The organism is Pyruvatibacter mobilis (genome assembly GCF_012848855.1).
In the GTDB taxonomy this organism is placed as follows: Bacteria; Pseudomonadota; Alphaproteobacteria; order CGMCC-115125; family CGMCC-115125; genus Pyruvatibacter; species Pyruvatibacter mobilis.
On the sequence record NZ_CP051630.1, the window covers coordinates 1,636,532 to 1,655,153 of the forward strand.

Annotated in this window: 10 protein-coding genes, 2 tRNA genes and 1 pseudogene; 1 reads left to right on the plus strand and 12 read right to left on the minus strand. The window is 63.9% G+C overall.

The annotated features are described in order from the left end of the window. Window positions 1-47 precede the first annotated feature (47 nt). From HG718_RS07765 to HG718_RS07820, 12 genes and pseudogenes are all read right to left on the minus strand, one after another. A complete protein-coding gene (locus tag HG718_RS07765) occupies window positions 48-1,889 on the minus strand; it encodes an ATP-binding response regulator (RefSeq protein WP_160587546.1) in 1,842 nt (613 codons plus the stop codon). A 55-nt stretch (window positions 1,890-1,944) separates the two neighbouring features. Continuing rightward, window positions 1,945-3,726, minus strand: coding sequence for a ShlB/FhaC/HecB family hemolysin secretion/activation protein (locus HG718_RS07770; protein WP_160587545.1), 1,782 nt, complete (start codon window positions 3,724-3,726; stop codon window positions 1,945-1,947). Next, window positions 3,726-8,009: an MBG domain-containing protein gene (locus HG718_RS07775; RefSeq protein WP_160587544.1), complete on the minus strand. Its 4,284-nt coding sequence runs from the start codon at window positions 8,007-8,009 to the stop codon at window positions 3,726-3,728. Before HG718_RS07775 ends, HG718_RS07770 begins: the two co-directional genes overlap by 1 nt. Before the next feature lie 270 nt (window positions 8,010-8,279). After that, window positions 8,280-8,355, minus strand: a tRNA-Val gene (locus HG718_RS07780). A gap of 331 nt (window positions 8,356-8,686) precedes the next feature. Next, window positions 8,687-8,989, minus strand: a pseudogene (locus HG718_RS07785) (HU family DNA-binding protein); the annotation flags it as partial. A gap of 305 nt (window positions 8,990-9,294) precedes the next feature. Beyond that, entirely contained in the window at window positions 9,295-11,757 is a 2,463-nt protein-coding gene (gene lon, locus HG718_RS07790) for an endopeptidase La (RefSeq protein ID WP_160587543.1), read from the minus strand. 229 nt (window positions 11,758-11,986) lie between these two features. Then, window positions 11,987-13,261: an ATP-dependent Clp protease ATP-binding subunit ClpX gene (gene clpX / locus HG718_RS07795; RefSeq protein WP_027844958.1), complete on the minus strand. Its 1,275-nt coding sequence runs from the start codon at window positions 13,259-13,261 to the stop codon at window positions 11,987-11,989. Window positions 13,262-13,614: 353 nt separating this feature from the next. Next, a complete protein-coding gene (locus HG718_RS07800) occupies window positions 13,615-14,253 on the minus strand; it encodes an ATP-dependent Clp protease proteolytic subunit (protein ID WP_027844959.1) in 639 nt (212 codons plus the stop codon). Window positions 14,254-14,514: 261 nt separating this feature from the next. Beyond that, entirely contained in the window at window positions 14,515-15,996 is a 1,482-nt protein-coding gene (gene tig, locus HG718_RS07805) for a trigger factor (protein WP_160587542.1), read from the minus strand. A 139-nt stretch (window positions 15,997-16,135) separates the two neighbouring features. Then, window positions 16,136-16,220 (minus strand) — tRNA-Leu (locus HG718_RS07810). A gap of 93 nt (window positions 16,221-16,313) precedes the next feature. After that, entirely contained in the window at window positions 16,314-17,327 is a 1,014-nt protein-coding gene (locus HG718_RS07815) for a carbon-nitrogen hydrolase family protein (protein WP_160587541.1), read from the minus strand. 19 nt (window positions 17,328-17,346) lie between these two features. Further along, window positions 17,347-17,718 (minus strand): hypothetical protein, encoded by a 372-nt coding sequence (locus HG718_RS07820; protein WP_170080192.1) that lies wholly within the window; start codon window positions 17,716-17,718, stop codon window positions 17,347-17,349. A gap of 132 nt (window positions 17,719-17,850) precedes the next feature. Between HG718_RS07820 and HG718_RS07825 the strand changes: the two genes are divergently transcribed. After that, window positions 17,851-18,621, plus strand: a complete 771-nt coding sequence (locus HG718_RS07825) for a TrmB family transcriptional regulator (RefSeq protein ID WP_036265390.1) — start codon at window positions 17,851-17,853, stop codon at window positions 18,619-18,621. Window position 18,622: the final 1 nt, after the last annotated feature.

Below are 18,622 nucleotides of genomic sequence, written 5' to 3' on the forward strand. Positions count from 1 at the left end.
CCCGTCCCTGTTGCCCGAACAAGACCCGCCTCGCGGGGCAACCCCTTTCAGCGGGGCAGCACATGACGCAGCACGGCGCGCAGACGGGCAGGCTGCACGGGCTTGTGCAGCAATTGCTGGCCGGTGCCGCTCAATTCGCGCAGGCGCTCGGGGCCAGTATCGCCGGTGATGATCACCGCGGGCACGTCACGGCCTGCTGCGCCGCGCACCGTCGCGATCACGTCGCGGCCGGTCCGGTCATCGGGCAGCCGGTAATCGGTCACGATCAGGTCCGGCATCTGCCCCATGGCATCGAGCGCCAGCGACACGTCTTCCCAACGCGTCACGTGGGTGCAGCGGAACCCCCAGCTGCCGAGCAGGCCCTGCATGGCTTCCGCCGAATGCGGATCATCTTCCGCCAACAGAACGTGCAGCCCGGCGAAGTCACCGTCGGGAACCGGCGCCGGCGCGATCTCGCCCGCTACCGCTGTCCGCGCTGCGGCGACCGGCACCTCAAGGGAGAAGCGGCTGCCCTGCCCCACCCGCGAGCAGACGGCGATGTCGTGTTCAAGGAGGTCGCTGGTGCGCTTGACGATGGAGAGGCCCAGTCCCAGCCCGCCCTGCCGGTCGCTGGCTGCGGATTTGAGCTGGAAGAATTCCTGGAAGATCTCGGAGACATGCTCCTCCGAAATGCCCGGCCCCGTGTCCCATACCTCCAGCCGCACCATGTCGCCGCGGCGGCGCACCGCCAGCAGCACGCCCCCCTCGGCAGTGTAGCGGATGGCGTTGGCCAGCAGGTTGCGCACGATCTGGCCGAGCAGGAAGCGGTCGCTGATGATGGTCACTTCCGGCGCCGACAGCCGCAGGCTGAGCCCTTTCTCTTCCGCTTCGCCTTCGAACTCGTTGGCGATCTGCGACAGATAGGATTTGAGGTCGATGGGCGCGCGCCGCACTTCGACGATGCCCGCATCGAGCTTTGACACGTCGAGCAGCGAATCCAGAAGCTCGGAAATCACATCAAGCGAGCGGTCGATCTTACCGACAAGGTCCACCTCCGCGTCAGACCGGTGTTCCCGCCCGAGGGCTGCCGCGAACAGGCGCAGGGCATGGACCGGCTGGCGCAGGTCGTGGCTGGCGGAGGCAAGAAAGCGCGTCTTCGCCTGGTTGGATTGTTCCGCCTCGCGGCGCGCCTCGTCCAGCTCGCCCACCGTCTGTTCAAGGGAGTCCACCAGGTCCTTGTTTTCGAAGCGCAGCGACAGGGCTTCGACCACCTGCTGGTGCATCGACCGGCCGATATTCATCAGCACAAGGAAATAGAGGATAAGCAGGATTGCCATGGCCAGATGGCTTTCCGCACTGTCCATCAGGAAACGCAGGGTCAGGAGCCCAAGCGCCGGGGCGACAGCCACGCGGATCGCCACCAGCCGCGGTGACAGGGAGGCGGTGGCGGAGGCGCTGATGCCGCCGACGCAGAACGCCAGCACGACCTGGTAGGTGATGTCATCTTCCGGATAGAGCAGGAAGCCGGACGCCCCCCACAGGATGCCGGTGATGAAGACAGCCACGAGATAGATGCGGTCCCAGATGACAAGCTCGGAGTCCGGCGGGTCGATCCTGTTGAAGCGGCGCACGAGCAGCATGCGGGCCACCGACGCGGCAAGAGACGCCCCGACCCAGATGGCGAGATTGGTCGTCTCGGCCACCCCCCAGAAGGCTGCCCCCACCACGAGGATGAGCAGGATATGCATCACCCCCGGATTGGCCGTCTGGTAGATCATGCGGACCTGGGCACCGAAGATATCACGCTGCTTGGGCCGGGCCGATGCGGCGCGGTGCCAGTCTCGCAGATGCTCCACAGGCGCACTCCCGCCGCTCTTGCCGCTGCCGCCTGGTGCAGGCACGTCGCTCACCGTCTGTCCCCCGTCATACCGCGGCCCGCATAGTGGGGCCGAGGCGACTACACTATCAGAAGGAAACAGAAATTCTCACATGGGTGCGTGATGACTCGGCCCGGTTGTTGTCCCTGCCGGTTATCTGCGCGCCATGGGCGACATCCGCTGACACATAAGGACCAAAGCGGTAGCTGAAGCCCACGCCCGCGCTCATCAGGGAGCGTCGCAGCGTTTCGCCGGGGGCCGGGTCATCGAGCCACACGTCACCGCGATCCACGAACATGTATGCCTGAAACGCATCCGGTACGCCGGTGAGGCCATCAAGCACGGACAGCGTCGGCCCGCGCAGTTCCAGATTGGCCACGACGCCATGGTCGCCCGCTGCCTCGTTGTCCTCGAAGCCACGCACGCTGCGGACACCGCCCGCATAAATCTGCTCACTCGGCAGCAGGTTCGTTGTCGCTGTCTGGGCAGACACGCGGCCGGACAGATAGACATCATCGGTCAGGTCGTGCTGGCGGGCGAGATCAACCCGCAAGGTGGCGTAGCGTGCATCCGCGTTGCTGCGGCCAACGGCTGTGGCGGAAGGCCGGTAGTCCCGGTCGTCATTGAAGGCCGTGACGCCGCCGGGGCTGAGGGACAGGGTAGCGCCGAGACTGCTCGTGCCCTGGTCGTCCCGCATGGCCGCGTTCCAGCCGAGCACCGCCTGCAGCACATCCGTCTTGGCGCTGGAGACTGTGGTACCGCCAAAGCCGAGATCATTGTTGGTACGCTTGAAGTCGGCCCCAACCGACCATTGGTGCTTTACCTGCCCCCAGCGCCGACGCGGGAAGTGGTAGCGCAGGCTGGCCTGGAAGGACTCGCCGGTGGAGCGGAATGGGCCGGACAGGTTGGGCCGTGATTCCGCATAGAAGCCGAACACGGACAATTCACTGCGGTCGGCAAAGGGCACGCGATAATCCACAGAATGAGCGAGATAGGCCGGCTTCTCGTCGGTTAGACCGAAAGGCAGCCTGCCGTCATTCACCAGTTCGCGGCTCGAAAGATATTGGTAGGACAGGAGCGCATCATCGGCCAGGACATGAGCAACATTGCCGCCGATGAAATAGCGCTCATGGCCGGTGGCCCGGCTGCCCGTATTGTCCATGCCCGCATAGATGCGCCAGGGGCGGCTTTCCTCCACGTCCAGAACAATATCCGTCTCGCCGAAATCAGCGCCCGGCTCGAGCGTCAGCTCCACCCGCCGGAACATGGGGCGGTTCAGCCAGTCGAGATCATCTTCCAGCGTCCGGGCATCCAGCGGCGCGCCACGACGTAGACGCATCTGACCGCGCAGGTCCTCGGACGGCAGGCGGGTTTCCCCGCTCACCCGCACCTCGCCGGCAACGAACTCAAGCACCAGCACCTGGATGGTGCCGGAGGTAATGTCCTGCTCGGGCACCACCACATCCACGAAGGGCCGTCCCGCGTCGCGATAGGAGCCGATGACACGCGTCACCACCTCGTCCAGCAGGGCAAGCGAGACGGGCTGCCCGAGAAAGCTTTCGAGTACAGACCGCATGTCGGGTTCCGCCAGCAGTTCGAGGCCGTCGGTATCGATGCCGCGTGTTCTCAGGCCACCTGCCTGGATGTCAGCAGGCTTGGTTAGAAAAACGAGACCCTTGAGCGCGTCGACAAGAACAGCTTCGTCATCCGCCCCGCCCGGCAGATCCGGCAGGGGCAGCGGTGCGCTGTCCTCCGCCGCCGGAATGTCCGGCGTCACCTGTTCGAATGTCTGGGCTGACGCCCCACGAGCAGACACTGCCGCCACGAAAAGTGCCAGCAGTGCTGCCTGTCCCCACAATGTTGTTTTCACTACGCGCCCCCGACGCCCGTGCCTGAAGCAAAGGCCTCTCTCATCATTCTCACAAAGGTTGCCGGCAGGCGGATGCTCACCTTGCGGCCGAAGACCGTGTATTCGACGACAACCGTCTCCGTCGTGCTCCCGACGGTCTGGGTCGTCAGCGGTGTCATACCCCCGCCTTGCTGGCCTGCGCCCGATGAGCCGGCCGGCGGTTCCTGCGCGCCTGTGCCCTGATCATTGGCGCCCGGGCCCTGCTGCTGAAGGGAGGGTGGCAGGGAGAGTTCGTCGATCACCTGCATGGCCTCGCCGTCATTCTGCTCGCGCAGCTGACCCGCGATCTCTTCCGGCGTCTGTGGTCCCGCGCTACCCGGGCCGCCGCCTCCCGGACCCTGGGCGGGTGCCGGGCGGACGACCAGTTCGCCGTCAACAAAGGTGATCACGTAATTGGTGGAGGAGACACCGCCTGGTGTGACTACGTAGCGGCCTGCCGGTGACGCCGGCCCCGCCACCGTGTTGAACACGATGCCGCCGGTGAGCGCCGCCGGTCCCTCACCATTGACGAAGCCCTGGTAGCTTGCCGTGAAGGTAGGGTTCGGCTCCCCTTCCATGCGTGCCGCATCGTCCGCAGTGACGATCAGCGCCACGGGGTCGATGGTGAAGGCCGCCGGTGTATAGGCGATGGTGTAATTGCCGCCTGCCGCCAGCGTGCCCTGACCAATCTGGTAGGGCCCGCCTGCAACCGTTTCCCCGGCCTGACGGACCAGCCCGCCGGTGAACAGTGCCGCAGTATCGCCGTTGACGAAGCCTGCATGGGTGTAGGTCAGCGCCGGGTCTGCTCCGCCATAGGCCTTACTGGCGGCATTGGCGGTGACGGTGAGCTGAGCCGGGGTAACCGCAAGGGTGCCGTTCTGCACCGTGAGGCCGTAACCCATTTTGGAGGTCAGGCCGCTGATGTCACCGGTCAGCACGTAATTGCCGGCGCCCGACGACGCATCCGCCGTGGTCGTGATGACCGCACCGGCGAGAATGTCTGCGAGGCTGTCGCCTGCCACGATGTCTGCCGGGTCGACGGCTGCAAAGGTGAAGGCGCCATTCGCCTGGCCATAGGCGCGGGTTGAGTCTTCGGCCTTCACGGTTAGTGTCGGTGCCAGGGTGTGGAAGAAAAGGTTGCCCGCTTCCGCGACACCGCCCGGCGGCGTGCCCGCATAGGTCTTGTTGTAGCGCCGCTGACCGGTGATGCCATTCAGCGTGTCGTTGAGCGGTGTCGCCGTGTAGATCAGGAAACGGCCGCCGCCGAGATCAATCACGTTGCTGGCCGCCTGATTGGTGTACCGGTCGCCCGCAATCACCACGTCCGCGCCATTTGTCTGGATTGAGGTCGCGCTGCTCGTGGTGACGGTGCCGCTGCCATTGCTGTCGCGGTCGGCCTCCAGCGTGATGATACCGCTCGACTGAAGCGCGCCCAGCACATCAAGACTGCCGCCCGCGCCGAAATGGATCGTCCCGGCCGACTGCGTCGCGCCCTGGAGGGCGAGGTTGCCGCCTGCAAACACGCCCTCCGCCGTGTTCACATTGATGGTGCCGCTGCCATTGCCGTCCACATCCGGATTGAACGTGGCGGAGGCATTGGCGATGTCCATGCCGCCATTGATGTTGATCGCGTCCTGCGCGCGGAAGATGACCTGGCCGGTCATGCCGCTGAAGCGCTGCGCGGCCAGCGTATTGAAGGCTGCCTGGGAACCGCCGCCATAGGACTGCGGCGCATTGCCGATATTGAGGATCGTCGTATCGGCACCGCCCACATAGACCAGCGGCGCCGAGGCGGACGACCACCAGCCGTAATAGGGTGTGCCATACCAGTCATAGTCGCGCGGGGCGGTATAGGCGCCGGGTGAGAAGCCCTCGAAGGCTATATAGCCATTGGGCGCACGGAACATGTGCGGAGCCTGATTGAAGAAGTCATCCGACTTCACGGTGATGTTGCCGTTGGCAGCCTCGATATACATGCCCGCACCATTCATCCGCAGGCCCGGCGACCGGATCATGAGGTTCTGCCTGATCAGGATCGGCGAGGAGCCCAGCGACAGGGCATTGATGCCGGTACTGCGCGAGCCGTCATGATCAAGGAAAACATCCGCAGACAGATTGTTCAGTCCGCCATAGATCTGGATGCCGTCGCTGCCCGCAATGCGGGCCGTGCCGGAGACATTCGCCGCCCAGTCCATGTTGTTGTAGGGGTCATAGGCCATCAGGTACTGCACGCGGCGCGCATCATTGATGTGCAGCGTTCCGGCGCGGACCTTGGAGAAATCATCGTACCAGGCATAGTAATTGCCGTTCTGGATGCCGATCGACCCGCGCTTGGACATGTGAATGCGGTGCGATGTGGTGTATGCCCCGCGCCGGTCGAAATAGACATTGCCCGCCCCGCCATCGACGACGACGGACGTGAGCGACGGACCCAGGATGTCCGTGCCCAGGCTTTCGACGCGGATATCTCCGCCGCCGGATGACACCAGCCCGCCATTCACAACGCGGAACAGGCCGCTGCCGTCGCTCCAGCCATTGGCGTTACCGTCGGTGTCAGCGGAAATCTGGATCGCGCCGCCTTCGGTGCTGATGTTGCCCGTGGCCCCCACCACCACATTGTTGCCCGCCGCGGCGGAGAACATACCGCCCCGGGTCTCCACCGCCGCGTTGACGGTGACGTCGTTGGCAGCGGACAAGCCGACGGAGAGCGAGCGGGCGGCATCGTCCGAGCCTATGCGCGCATTCACGGTGATATTGCGTTCAGCACTCATGGTCAGCGCCGTGCCGCCCACGCCGCCGGTTTTCTCGATGGCGGCGGACACCATGATGTCACCATCGCCGTTGCCATTGGCGTTCTGGGTGGTGATGACCACGTTGTTGCCTTGCAGCAGCGCTTCCAAATCGCTGGCCAATACCTGCGAACTGTCCTGCGCCAGCGCCTGGACCATCAGCTTGTCGCCGCCCGCATCCACGGCGGAGATCTGTGCGCCCGTGATGCTGTCGACAATCTCGATGTCGGTCGGGTCCAGCAGCAGGGTGCCGCCGCCGGTGTCCACGTCGCCGCGGAAGGCGAGATGCTGCTTGCCGGAAACCTCGACCTTGCCGCCCGCGCCGGTCCTGCCGTCCCCATGCCGTGCGCCGCGGGCGCTGATCCCCCCCTCGAAAACCGTCACGCCGTCGGACCAGGCGACGACCGTCCCCCCGTCGCCCGTTTCACCGTCGGCGGTCAGTTCAGCGCCCGCGGCGATGGCTGTCACGCTGGCATTACGCAGCGCCGGGTCACTGCCCTGCCAGCCGCCACCCACATGGATGTCGCCGCCATCAGCGTGGCCATTTGCGGAAAGGCGGGCGGTACTGCCGAGAGACACCGTGTCGCCGGTCACGTCGATGCGGCCGCCGCGCCCCGCCCGCTGCGCTGACGCGTTGTCCGCGGTCAGGGTGCCGGTGATCTCCACTGCGTCCGCAGCAGCCAGGCGGATGCGTCCGCCATCGCGCGCCACCACATGGCCGCGCGCGACACCATCCGTGTTTCCCGCAAGCGCGTAGATGTTGCCGCCTGCCGCCTCCAGCGTAGCGCGGGCACCTTCCACCAGCCCTGCATTGGTCACGTTGCCCGACAGGCCTGTGCGCACCTTGATGCGGGCATCCCCGCCCGTATCGCGCAGGGTCACGCTATGGCCGGCCACAAGCGCCGCCTCACCGCCGGCGGAGACCTGACCTTCATTACGCACATGATGGGCAGCGAGAAGAATGTCACCGCTGCTTGCGGCAATGCGCCCGAGATTGACGACCGATGCCTGTGACGCGCCTTCAAGGTCCAGCGTGCCATCGCTCATGAAGGCATCAATGTCGGCATCCAGCGTCGACGCCACGAAGTCACCGCCGGTCGCGATTGTGCCGCCACTGCCGACGATCACACCATTGGGGTTGAGCAGGTAGAGACTGCCGGTGGCGCTGAGGGCGCCATCAATCTGCGACACGTGCTGGCCGGTGACGCGGTTGAGGGTTGCTCCGCTGCCATTGCTGAAATGGACCTGGCCCTGGGCGCTGATGGAGAAGTCCTGCCAGGACATGACCGCCCGGTCGGTCGTCTGGGTGACCAGCATGGCGTTACCGGACTGGCTGACCTGCCCTGCACCGGCGGTGAACTGGCCGCCTTGCGGCAACACGGCCTGCTGGGCGGTGGCCGGCGTTGCACCGGTGGCTACAGCAAGTGCCGACAGGCATGAGCATCCGAGGAGATAGGTCTTGAAAGCGCGTGACACCGGCAAACTCCTGCATACTGATATCAGCCGCAGCCGGAGGGACTCCGGGCGGCCGGGATGTCGTCAGTATGCCGAGCAAAAAAAGCCGGGTGCATTGCGCATATAGGCTAGTCCGCAACAGCCGCCGGACTAATGCCGCAACGTGTGGGACTAGTTCTCATGCTTCATGCCGGAAACGTTTTCGGCGCGATCATGCGATCACCGGTGCGATGCAAGGCGCACTCTGCGCCCATGGCCGGTCGAGGATGCCGATGATGCTGGTGATGGGAATGGTGGGCGGTGACGGGATCGAACCGCCGACCCTCTCGGTGTAAACGAGATGCTCTCCCAGCTGAGCTAACCGCCCTGATGCGTGTGCGCCGGACGGCAAATTTGCCGTCGACCGTCACGCGGGTGACAAGGTCATACGCGACTATGGGCTGTGCGCCAAGTGCCAAGGTAGAGGCCCGGGCACCGGGCGACCGCCGTGCGGACTTTGCCGGACTGCCCCCACCGGTATGCCTGCTTCCAAACGGCAAAACGGCCGGACGCCTTTTCGGGCATCCGGGCCGTTTTCCTACGCAGTCACACTTCTTGGTCTTGTTGTCTGGTCTTGCTGTTCTTGGTCGTCTGGGTGTCCGGGTTGGCGCGGCGGCACCGGCCGGCCCGGATCATTCTTGTTGGGGACGGGTGCGGCCTCAGCCGTTCACCGCGTCCTTCAGGCCCTTGCCCGCCTTGAACTTCGGCTGCTTGGATGCCGGAATCTGGATCTTCTCACCGGTGCGCGGATTACGCCCTTCGCTGGCGGCACGCTGCGACACGCTGAAGGTCCCGAAACCCACAATGCGGACCTCGTCGCCGGCGGTGAGCGTCTTGGTGATCTGGTCGAACACGCATTCGACCGCGGTCGTCGCGTCGCCCTTGGACAGGCCGGTCTGTTCGGCCACTTCTGCAATCAGATCGTTCTTGTTCACTTTGGATGCCCCATCGCTTTGAGTGTGGTGCGGTTCAGCCCCCTCAGGTTAGACCTCGGCGGGCGGGCGTCCCAAGGATTTTTCCGCAGAAATCCGGCAAAAAAGATGGTGCGCTGCACCATGGCCGGATTGCGGAGCGCCCATCCGCACACGTCCTAACCCATTGTTTTTGCATGTGTTTTTGGAGCAATGCACAGAATCACGGCTAACATGTTGATTAAAAAGCGACTTTTCCCGGCAGGGCCTGATTACGCAAAAAGGGCGGCGGGACATCATATCCCGCCGCCCTGATGCTTTTCGGCGAATCAGCGCCGGCCTGCCTTTAGTGAGCCCTAATGGGCCCGCATGGCGCCTTCGGCCTGGGGCTGGCCGCCCTGGGAGAGATTGGCCAGGGCCTGCTCTTCCAGCTCGGTCGTTTCCGGGTCGAGCGGCGTGACCGGCTTGGTCAGCGCGTGCTTGACGACCTCGTCCATGGTGGCCACCGGCACGATCTCGATTTCGTTCTTCACGTTATCGGGGATGTCCGGCAGGTCCTTGGCGTTCTCCTCGGGGATCAGCACCTTCTTGATGCCGCCGCGGAGGGCTGCCAGCAGCTTCTCCTTGAGGCCGCCGATGGGCAGCACACGGCCACGCAGGGTCACTTCGCCCGTCATTGCCACATCCTTGCGGACGGGGATGCCGGTCATCAGCGAGATCATGGTCGTGGCCATGCCGATACCGGCGGACGGGCCATCCTTGGGCGTTGCGCCCTCCGGCACGTGGACGTGGATGTCCTTGCGCTGGAACAGGGTCGGACGGATGCCAAGTTCGGCCGAGCGCGACTTCACATAGGACGACGCGGCATCGATCGATTCCTTCATCACATCACCGAGCTTGCCGGTGGTGGTCATGCGGCCGCGGCCGGGAACCATCACCCCTTCGATCGACAGCAATTCGCCGCCGACTTCCGTCCAGGCAAGGCCCGTGACGGCGCCGACCTGATCCTCGTCCTCGCCGACACCAAAGCGGAACTTCGGCACGCCGGCATATTCCTCGATGTTCTCGTCGGTCACCGTGACCTTCTTCACATCGGAGGTGAGGATCTTCTTCACCGCCTTGCGGGCCAGGCCCGCCAGCTCGCGCTCAAGGTTACGCACGCCCGCTTCGCGGGTGTAGCGCCGGATCAGAGTGCGCAGGGCATCGTCGTCGATTTCCCACTCGCCCTTCTTCAGGCCGTGCGACTTGATCTGCCGGTCAATCAGGTGACGCCGGGCGATCTCGACCTTCTCATCTTCCGTGTAGCCGGCGATGCGGATGATCTCCATCCGGTCCATCAGCGGCTGCGGCATGTTGAGCGTGTTGGCCGTGGTCACGAACATCACATTGGAGAGGTCGTAATCCACTTCCATGTAGTGGTCGTTGAAGGCGTTGTTCTGCTCCGGGTCGAGCACCTCGAGCAGGGCTGATGCGGGATCGCCGCGGAAGTCCTGACCCATCTTGTCGATTTCATCGAGCAGGAAGAGCGGGTTGACGTTCTTCGCCTTCTTCATCGACTGGATGATCTTGCCCGGCATGGAGCCAATGTAAGTCCGGCGGTGACCGCGGATCTCGGCCTCATCGCGCACGCCGCCGAGCGACATGCGGACGAAGTCGCGGCCCGTCGCCTTGGCGATGGACTTGCCGAGCGAGGTCTTGCCGACGCCCGGAGGGCCGACAAGGCACAGGATCGGTCCGCGCAGCTTGTTGGCACGCTGCTGCACGGCGAGATATTCAAGGATGCGCTCCTTGACCTTCTCGAGGCCGAAATGATCGTCATTGAGGATCTTCTCGGCGGCGAGCAGGTCCTTCTTCACGCGGCCCTTCTTGCCCCACGGAATGGACAGCATCCAGTCCAGGTAGTTGCGCACCACCGTGGACTCGGCCGACATCGGGCTCATCTGCTTGAGCTTCTTCAGCTCGGCAGTAGCCTTTTCCTTGGCTTCCTTGGAGAGCTTTGTCTTCTCGATGCGCTCTTCGAGTTCGGCAATGTCGTCCTTGCCGTCCTCGCCTTCGCCCAGCTCCTTCTGGATCGCCTTCATCTGCTCGTTGAGATAGTACTCGCGCTGCGTCTTCTCCATCTGGGTCTTGACGCGCTTGCGGATCTCTTTCTCAACCTGCAGGACGCTGATCTCGCCTTCCATGAAGCCGTAGATGCGTTCCAGGCGCTCGCGCACGCCGGTCAGCTCCAGAAGTTCCTGCTTCTCGGAGATGCGCACATTGAGGTGCGAGGCCACCGTGTCGGCGAGCTTGGACGCGTCGGCGATCTGGCCGACGGACACCACCACTTCCGGCGGCACCTTCTTGTTGAGCTTCACATATTCCTCGAAGTGGCCGGTGACCGACCGCTTGAGGGCGTTGATCTCGGCCTCGCCGCTCTCGTCGTCTTCGAGAACGGACATCTTGGCCTGGAAGAATTCGTCGTTCTGCACCCATTCGGTCACGCGCGCGCGGCGCACGCCTTCCACCAGTACCTTGACGGTGCCGTCGGGCAGCTTCAGCAGCTGCAGCACCGTGGCGACGGCGCCGATCTCGTACATATCGTCCGTGCCCGGATCATCGTCGGACGCGTCCTTCTGGGTGAGAAGCAGGATCTGCTTGTCGTCCGCCATCACGTCTTCAAGCGCGCGGACGGATTTGGGGCGGCCCACGAAAAGCGGCACCACCATGTGCGGGAACACGACAATATCGCGCAGCGGCAGGACCGGAAGGCCCTCGGGCCGGGGCGTCACGATGCCGCCGGCATTGCCGCTGGTCGGGGTCTCGGTGCTCTCGGTCATCAAAGTCACCTTTTTTCTGTCGGACCCTCAATGAGGCGTCCGGGCGGGCCTTGAGCGTCTCCCGGCCACGAAATCGCAGCCGGGCCCAGGGCCCAGATTTCAGTTCTTGAGGAGCTGCGGCCGTGCGTTACGCACCGCGCTTCACCCCAATATGTGGTGTGCGGGCGCGGTGCTTCAAGGCAGGGGTCGGTTCTGCACCCGGCCTTGTGCCAAGCGCCCGGCAAGGGCGTCAGGCGCTGGCGTCGGCGTCTTCTGCGCGGCGCTCGGCATAGATGTAGAGCGGCTGCGCACGGCCTTCGACCACGTCGCCGGAAATCACCACCTCTTCCACGCCGTCGAGGCCCGGAAGCTCGAACATGGTCTCGAGCAGGATCGATTCCAGGATAGACCGCAGGCCACGGGCGCCGGTCTTGCGCTCGATCGCCTTCTTGGAGATCGCCTTCAGGGCTTCCTCGGTGAAGGTGAGCTGGGTGTCCTCCATCTCGAAGAGGCGCTGATACTGCTTGGTCAGTGCGTTCTTCGGCTCAGTGAGGATCTTCACCAGCGCGTCTTCGTCGAGGTCCTCGAGCGTGGCGAGCACCGGCACACGGCCGACGAATTCCGGGATCAGACCGAATTTCAGCAGGTCTTCCGGTTCGATCTCCTTCAGGAGCTCGCCGGTCTTCCGCTCTTCATCGGAGACGACCGTCGCGCCGAAGCCGATGGACGTCGACCGGCCGCGCTTGCCGATGATCTTGTCGAGACCGGCAAAGGCACCGCCACAGATGAACAGGATGTTGGTCGTGTCCACCTGCAGGAATTCCTGCTGCGGGTGCTTGCGGCCGCCCTGCGGGGGCACGCTTGCAACCGTGCCTTCCATGATCTTCAGCAGGGCCTGCTGCACGCCCTCGCCCGACACGTCGCGGGTGATGGACGGGTTGTCGGACTTGCGCGAGATCTTGTCGACCTCGTCGATATAGACGATGCCGCGCTGGGCCCGCTCGACATTGTAGTCGGCAGACTGGAGCAGCTTGAGAATGATGTTCTCGACATCCTCACCCACATAACCGGCTTCGGTCAGGGTGGTGGCGTCGGCCATGGTGAAGGGCACGTCGAGGATGCGGGCCAGCGTCTGCGCCAGCAGGGTCTTGCCGCAGCCCGTCGGGCCGATCAGCAGGATGTTGGACTTGGCGAGTTCCACGTCCGAATTCTTGGTGGCGTGGCCGAGGCGCTTGTAGTGGTTGTGCACGGCCACCGACAGCACACGCTTGGCGTGGGCCTGGCCGATGACATACTCGTCCAGCACCTCATTGATGTCGGCCGGGGTGGGCACGCCGTCGCGGGACTTCACGAGCGAGGACTTGTTCTCCTCGCGGATGATGTCCATGCACAGCTCAACGCATTCATCGCAGATGAAGACGGTCGGGCCGGCAATCAGCTTGCGCACCTCATGCTGGCTCTTGCCGCAGAAAGAGCAGTAGAGGGTGTTCTTGGAATCGCCGCTGCCGCCGCTGACTTTGCTCATAAAAACTTCCCCAAATAGGGTTCCTTGGTTTCGTGCCCGGCTGCGGACGAGCCGCGCCTTGCGATTGGTGTGCCCCGCCAGCCTGCCTCAGGCCTTCGTCCCGGTGCTGCTCCCACTCTAGCGGTGGTGCTCCCGATCTTTGCAAACGCTACGCCAGCGAAGATGAACGGGAGGCAACGATGGGCAAGGCAGACAACCGGCGGGCCGAATCCCGTGCCAAAACATTCGACCACGATAGCCGAAGGGCAATCAACACCCGGTTAAAACCAAGGTGGACCCGCATTTACCTTAGTCAAGGTGCCGCAAATTGAGGCAGCGGAGCAAAATTGGCTCAAACCGGGGATGACGTGCCCTTAGGCCGCGCCCTCACCGTCCCCGGATGCGTCAGGCCGGTTTTCCATGATCTGATCTATCAGCCCGAAATCCTTGGCAGATTCCGGCGTCATGAAGTTGTCGCGCTCCAGCGCGTCCTGCACAGCGTCGATCGGCTGGCCGGTGTGCTTCACATAAATCTGATTGAGGCGTTCGCGCAGCGCCAGCACCTCGCGGGCGTGAATCTCGATGTCGGACGCCTGGCCCTGGAAGCCGCCGGACGGCTGGTGAACCATGATGCGCGCATTCGGCAGGGCGAATCGCATGTCCTTTTCGCCGGCTGCCAGCAGCAGCGAACCCATGGAGGCCGCCTGGCCGATCACCAGGGTGGAGATCTTCGGGCGGATGAACTGCATGGTGTCGTAGATCGCCATGCCGGAGGTCACGATGCCGCCGGGCGAATTGATGTACATGGCGATTTCCTTCTTGGGGTTCTCGGACTCCAGGAAGAGAAGCTGTGCCGTGATGAGGCTGGCCATGCCGTCCTCGACAGGACCGGTCACGAAGATGATCCGCTCCTTCAGCAGGCGGGAGAAAATGTCATAGGCCCGTTCACCCCGGCTGGTCTGCTCCACCACCATGGGCACGAGGTTCATGTAGGTCTCGACGGGATCATGCATCGGGAAAAAGTCCTTAGGGCCAGTGTCGGATCATTCCTCATATGGGATGGGGTCTCATATGGGAACGTCAATGTCGGAGTGGCAAACCCACACGGCGAAAGTGGGGTTCAGCAGGCAGGAAAACGAGGGTCGCCCGCGACGACTCACGGGCGACCCCACATTAGATAGGTCTTGCTGGCCAAACCGTAAAGACGGCGGGATTTTCCGCGCTTGTGCCGCTGTCGGGGTCAGGCCCCGGCGCGGGCGCTGCGCGGGGTGTCCCTAGTCGTCTTTCTTCTTGGCCGCCGTCTTCTTCTTGGCAGCGGTCTTCTTCGTTGCCGTCTTCTTCTTGGCTGCCGTCTTCTTCTTCGGCTTTTCCTCCGCCGCGGCTTCCTCAGCCGGGGCATCCGGATCAGCCAGCAGGTCCTCGCGGCTCACGGTCTCGTCCGACACCTTGGCCAGTTCGAGGATGTAATCGACGACCTTGTCCTCGAACAGCGGGGCGCGGATCTGGGCCTGGGCCTGCGGGTTCTGGGTGTAGAACTGGAAGACCTGCTGTTCCTGGCCCGGGAAATTGCGGGCCTGTTCGGCGATGGCGCGATTCACTTCGTCCTGGGTGACGGTGATCTCGTTCTTGGTGCCGACTTCCGACAGCAGGAGACCAAGACGCACGCGGCGCGCCGCGATGGTCTGGAACTCTTCCTTCTCTTCGTCGGTGATCTCGACGTCGGAGTGATCGTGGTCGTGATCCTGCTCGGAATCATAGTCCTCGGCGCTGTGGGCCTTTTCGGACTGCGCCTGCTGGATAATCTGCTGAAGCTCCTGCTCCAGCATGGTCGGCGGCAGCTCGAAGTCGGTCAGGTCATCGAGGGCGTCGAGCAGGGACCGCTTCACGCGGTTGCGCGAGACATTGCCGTAGTCCTGGCCGATGCGCTCCTTGAGCGCCTCCTTGAGGGCGTCGAGGCTGTCGAGACCCATCTGCTTGGCGAAGTCGTCATCGATCTTGGTCTCGGCCGGACCGGCGACTTCCTGCACCTTCACATCGAACACAGCGTCCTTACCGGCAAGGTGCTCGGCACCATATTCTTCCGGGAAGGTCACATTGACGGTCACGTCGTCACCGGCCTTGGCGCCGATGAGCTGTTCTTCAAAGCCGGGGATGAACTGGCCGGAGCCGATCACCAGCGTCACGCCTTCAGCGGTGCCGCCTTCAAAGGCTTCGTCGCCGATCTTGCCGACGAAATCGATGGTCAGGCGGTCGCCGTCCTCTGCCTTGGCGCCCTCGTCCTTGGCATCGAAGTTCTGCTGCTGCTCGGCCATGCGGGAAATGGCTTCATCCACTTCCTCGTCGGACACCTCGACCACGGGACGGGTCAGGGAGATGGCGGAGAAGTCCGGCAGGTCGAAGTCCGGCATGATCTCGAAGGTGAGCTTGTAGGTGAGGTCGGCCTTGCCTTCCACGACCGGCTCGACTTCGCCCTCGAGTTCGATGTTCGGCTGCAGGGCCGGCTTCAGCTCGCGCTCTTCGATCGCCTTCTGGGAAGTCTCGCCCACGGTCTCCTGGATGACGTCGGTCATCACGGACTTGCCGTAGGTCTTCTTCAGGTGGGACACGGGCACCTTGCCGGGGCGGAAGCCCTTGAGCTGCACCTGGCCCTTGATCTCGTCCAGCTTGGCGTCCAGGCGGGCAGCAAGATCCGCAGCCTCGACAACAACCTTAAATTCGCGCTTCAGCCCTTCGGAGAGGGTCTCGGTGACCTGCATCGCGTCTCAATTCCGTTTCATGTTGGGCGTCGGAGCAGGATGCTCCAATGCCGATACGCTGCGCTTTTCCAGGGTGCTGCGCCTCAGTCACGCGCGCCCCCGGAACAAGGCAGCAAATCCGATCTCAAGTGTCAGGAGTTGGTGCGGGCGGAGGGACTTGAACCCCCACACCTTTCGGCACAAGAACCTAAATCTTGCGTGTCTACCAATTCCACCACGCCCGCGGACCCGCCTGACGGGCGGTGGGCTTTCTACACCATGACGGCAAAAGCGCAAACAGCGAGTTGCGGAGGCCGGCCCGGCGGGCTCAAAGCCAATCAGGCAGGCTGATTCCGGCCGAAGTCATAGGTGTGCAGGCGGCCGGTGCGCTTTGCCCACTTATAGACGGGCTTCGCGCAGGCATTCTGGTGGTGCCAGAGGATCGCCGGCATGGCGCCAAGGCGCGGAATCCAGAAGCGGTCTGCCATGTCTTCCCGCGGGGCGACGGCGCCGAGGCGGATATCCGCGCAGACAATCCCTGCCCCCTCCCCGTAGTGACGGCGGGCGATAATCTCACCTGACCCGTCCACGATCTGGGTTTCGCCCATCAACTGGGTTCGGGTGCCGACAGTCAGGCGCGTGCCGGGCACGGTCAGGAAGCCGCCTTCGAGAATGCCCGCATGGCCTGCATGGATAAGCGGGGCACCGATTAGGCCCGCCAGGCGGCCCGGCGTGGCCCGCATCAGGCGGCCATTGCCCTCATGCGCCGGCTTGATGAAGGATTTGAGGATCTTCCAGCCCGGCTCCGACCACCAATGGGACCCGGTCATCAGGAGGTCCACCTCGCCGCGCAGGCGGCGGGCGGTCTGGATGCGCACCATTTCCCAGCAGACGGCCGCGCCGATGCGGCCCATGCCGGTCCGGATCAGCCCGTCGTCGCAGCCGCCCACGTAAAAGGCGTTCTCGACCATGGTGGGCAGGTCCTTGTCGTGCCGGTGCACGGTGCCGTCGGGCTCGACCAGCACATAGGTGTTGTAGACGTCACCATCGCGCATCTCGAGATAGGAGCCGCCGATCATCACGCCATTGCGGGTGGCTTTCGACGTCAGCATGTCGAGCGCCGGGTTATCCGGCGGCAGCGAGCAGCCGAACAGGCGCTCGTCATAGACGATGCGGGTGGTGAAGAACTCCGGGATGGCGATGATCTTTGCCCCCTGCGCCACCGCTTCGTCGATCAGGCGCGCCGCGTGGTCGATGTTGTAGGGCACGTCAGCGACGCGGCCCTCCATCTGCACGGCGGCAACGCAGGTGAGTTTCGTGTCGTTGACGGTGTTGGTGTCGGTCGCGGTCATGGGGGTGCTCCCTGGGTGATTATCGCGTGAGCCAGGCTGCCAGCAGCCAGAGATAGGCGGGCGTGATGATCAGGAAGGAGAGGATCGAGAAACGGCGCATGCCGGTCTGTTCGGCAACGGGTTTGCGCGACATGGCCATGAGCAGAAAGGGAAACGGATTGGTCCATGACCCGATCAGCAGCAGGATGGCCGCGCCCACCGGAATGGCCGGAAAGACGGTGGCGATGACCATCTGCAGAATGCCCATGAAGACATTGTCGAGATGGTATTGCAGCAGGCGTTTGGCGTGGCGCAGCGGCCCCACCTTCTCCATGCCGCTATAGAGCATGGCCAGCGGCCAGCCGATGAGCACGGCCAGCGTTACCTGGATTAGCCCGGATGTAATCAGCACTTCAGACATTATTCCCCCCAGTCAACTCGGATGCCTTTCGTTCGGATATCTTCCGTATGTCCATTTCCTTCGACAATCCTTCCTGTAGAATTGCCCTATTGCCCCAGTTTGCACAGGATGAATGGAACTGTAATGTCTAAGTTTTTCGACAGTCTGGAGCGCGACCTGGAGGCGCTGGGGCTGGGCGGCCGGCTGGGGGCCTATTACATCGCCGCGCTGAAGATGGGCAGCGCCCCGGTCCACACCATCGCGCGGGAGGCCGGCATCGGGCGCACCACGGCCTATGCGCTGGTGGAGCGGCTGCGGGATGAGGGACTGGTCACGCTGGTGCAGAAATCCGGCCGCACCCATGTGGTGGCGGAAAATCCGGATGTGCTGTCGCGCAACCTCGAAACCCGCAAGCAGCGGCTGGAGGGGATGTTGCCCACCCTGCGGGCGCTCTACCAGGAAGGCGACGTGACGCCGCGCTTTCAGGTCTATGAGGGGGTCGAGGGGATCGAGACGGTTCTCAACACGGTGCTGCTCGCCGAAACACAGACCGTGCGCGCCATCCTGTCGATGCAGGAACTGATGCGGATGCCGGGGCTGGACGTGATCGACCGTTTCGCCTCGCGCCGGGTGGCCGCGGGCAAGTGGCTCAACGTGTTGCGGTCACGGGTCGAGGAAACAGACGACATCTGGCCGGACAGTGCCGCGGACCTGCGGCGGGTGCGCTATGCGCGGGCGGACGCGCCCTTTGTCAGCAATCTCTTCCTGTTCGACAACAAGATCGGCGTCATCTCCTCGCGGCGGGAGAATTACGGGCTGATCCTTGAAAGCCACGAATTCGCCAATCTGCAGATCGCCCTGTTCGACGTCATGTGGGAGCAAAGCAGCGGCGCATCCGGCACGGGCTCGACATAGC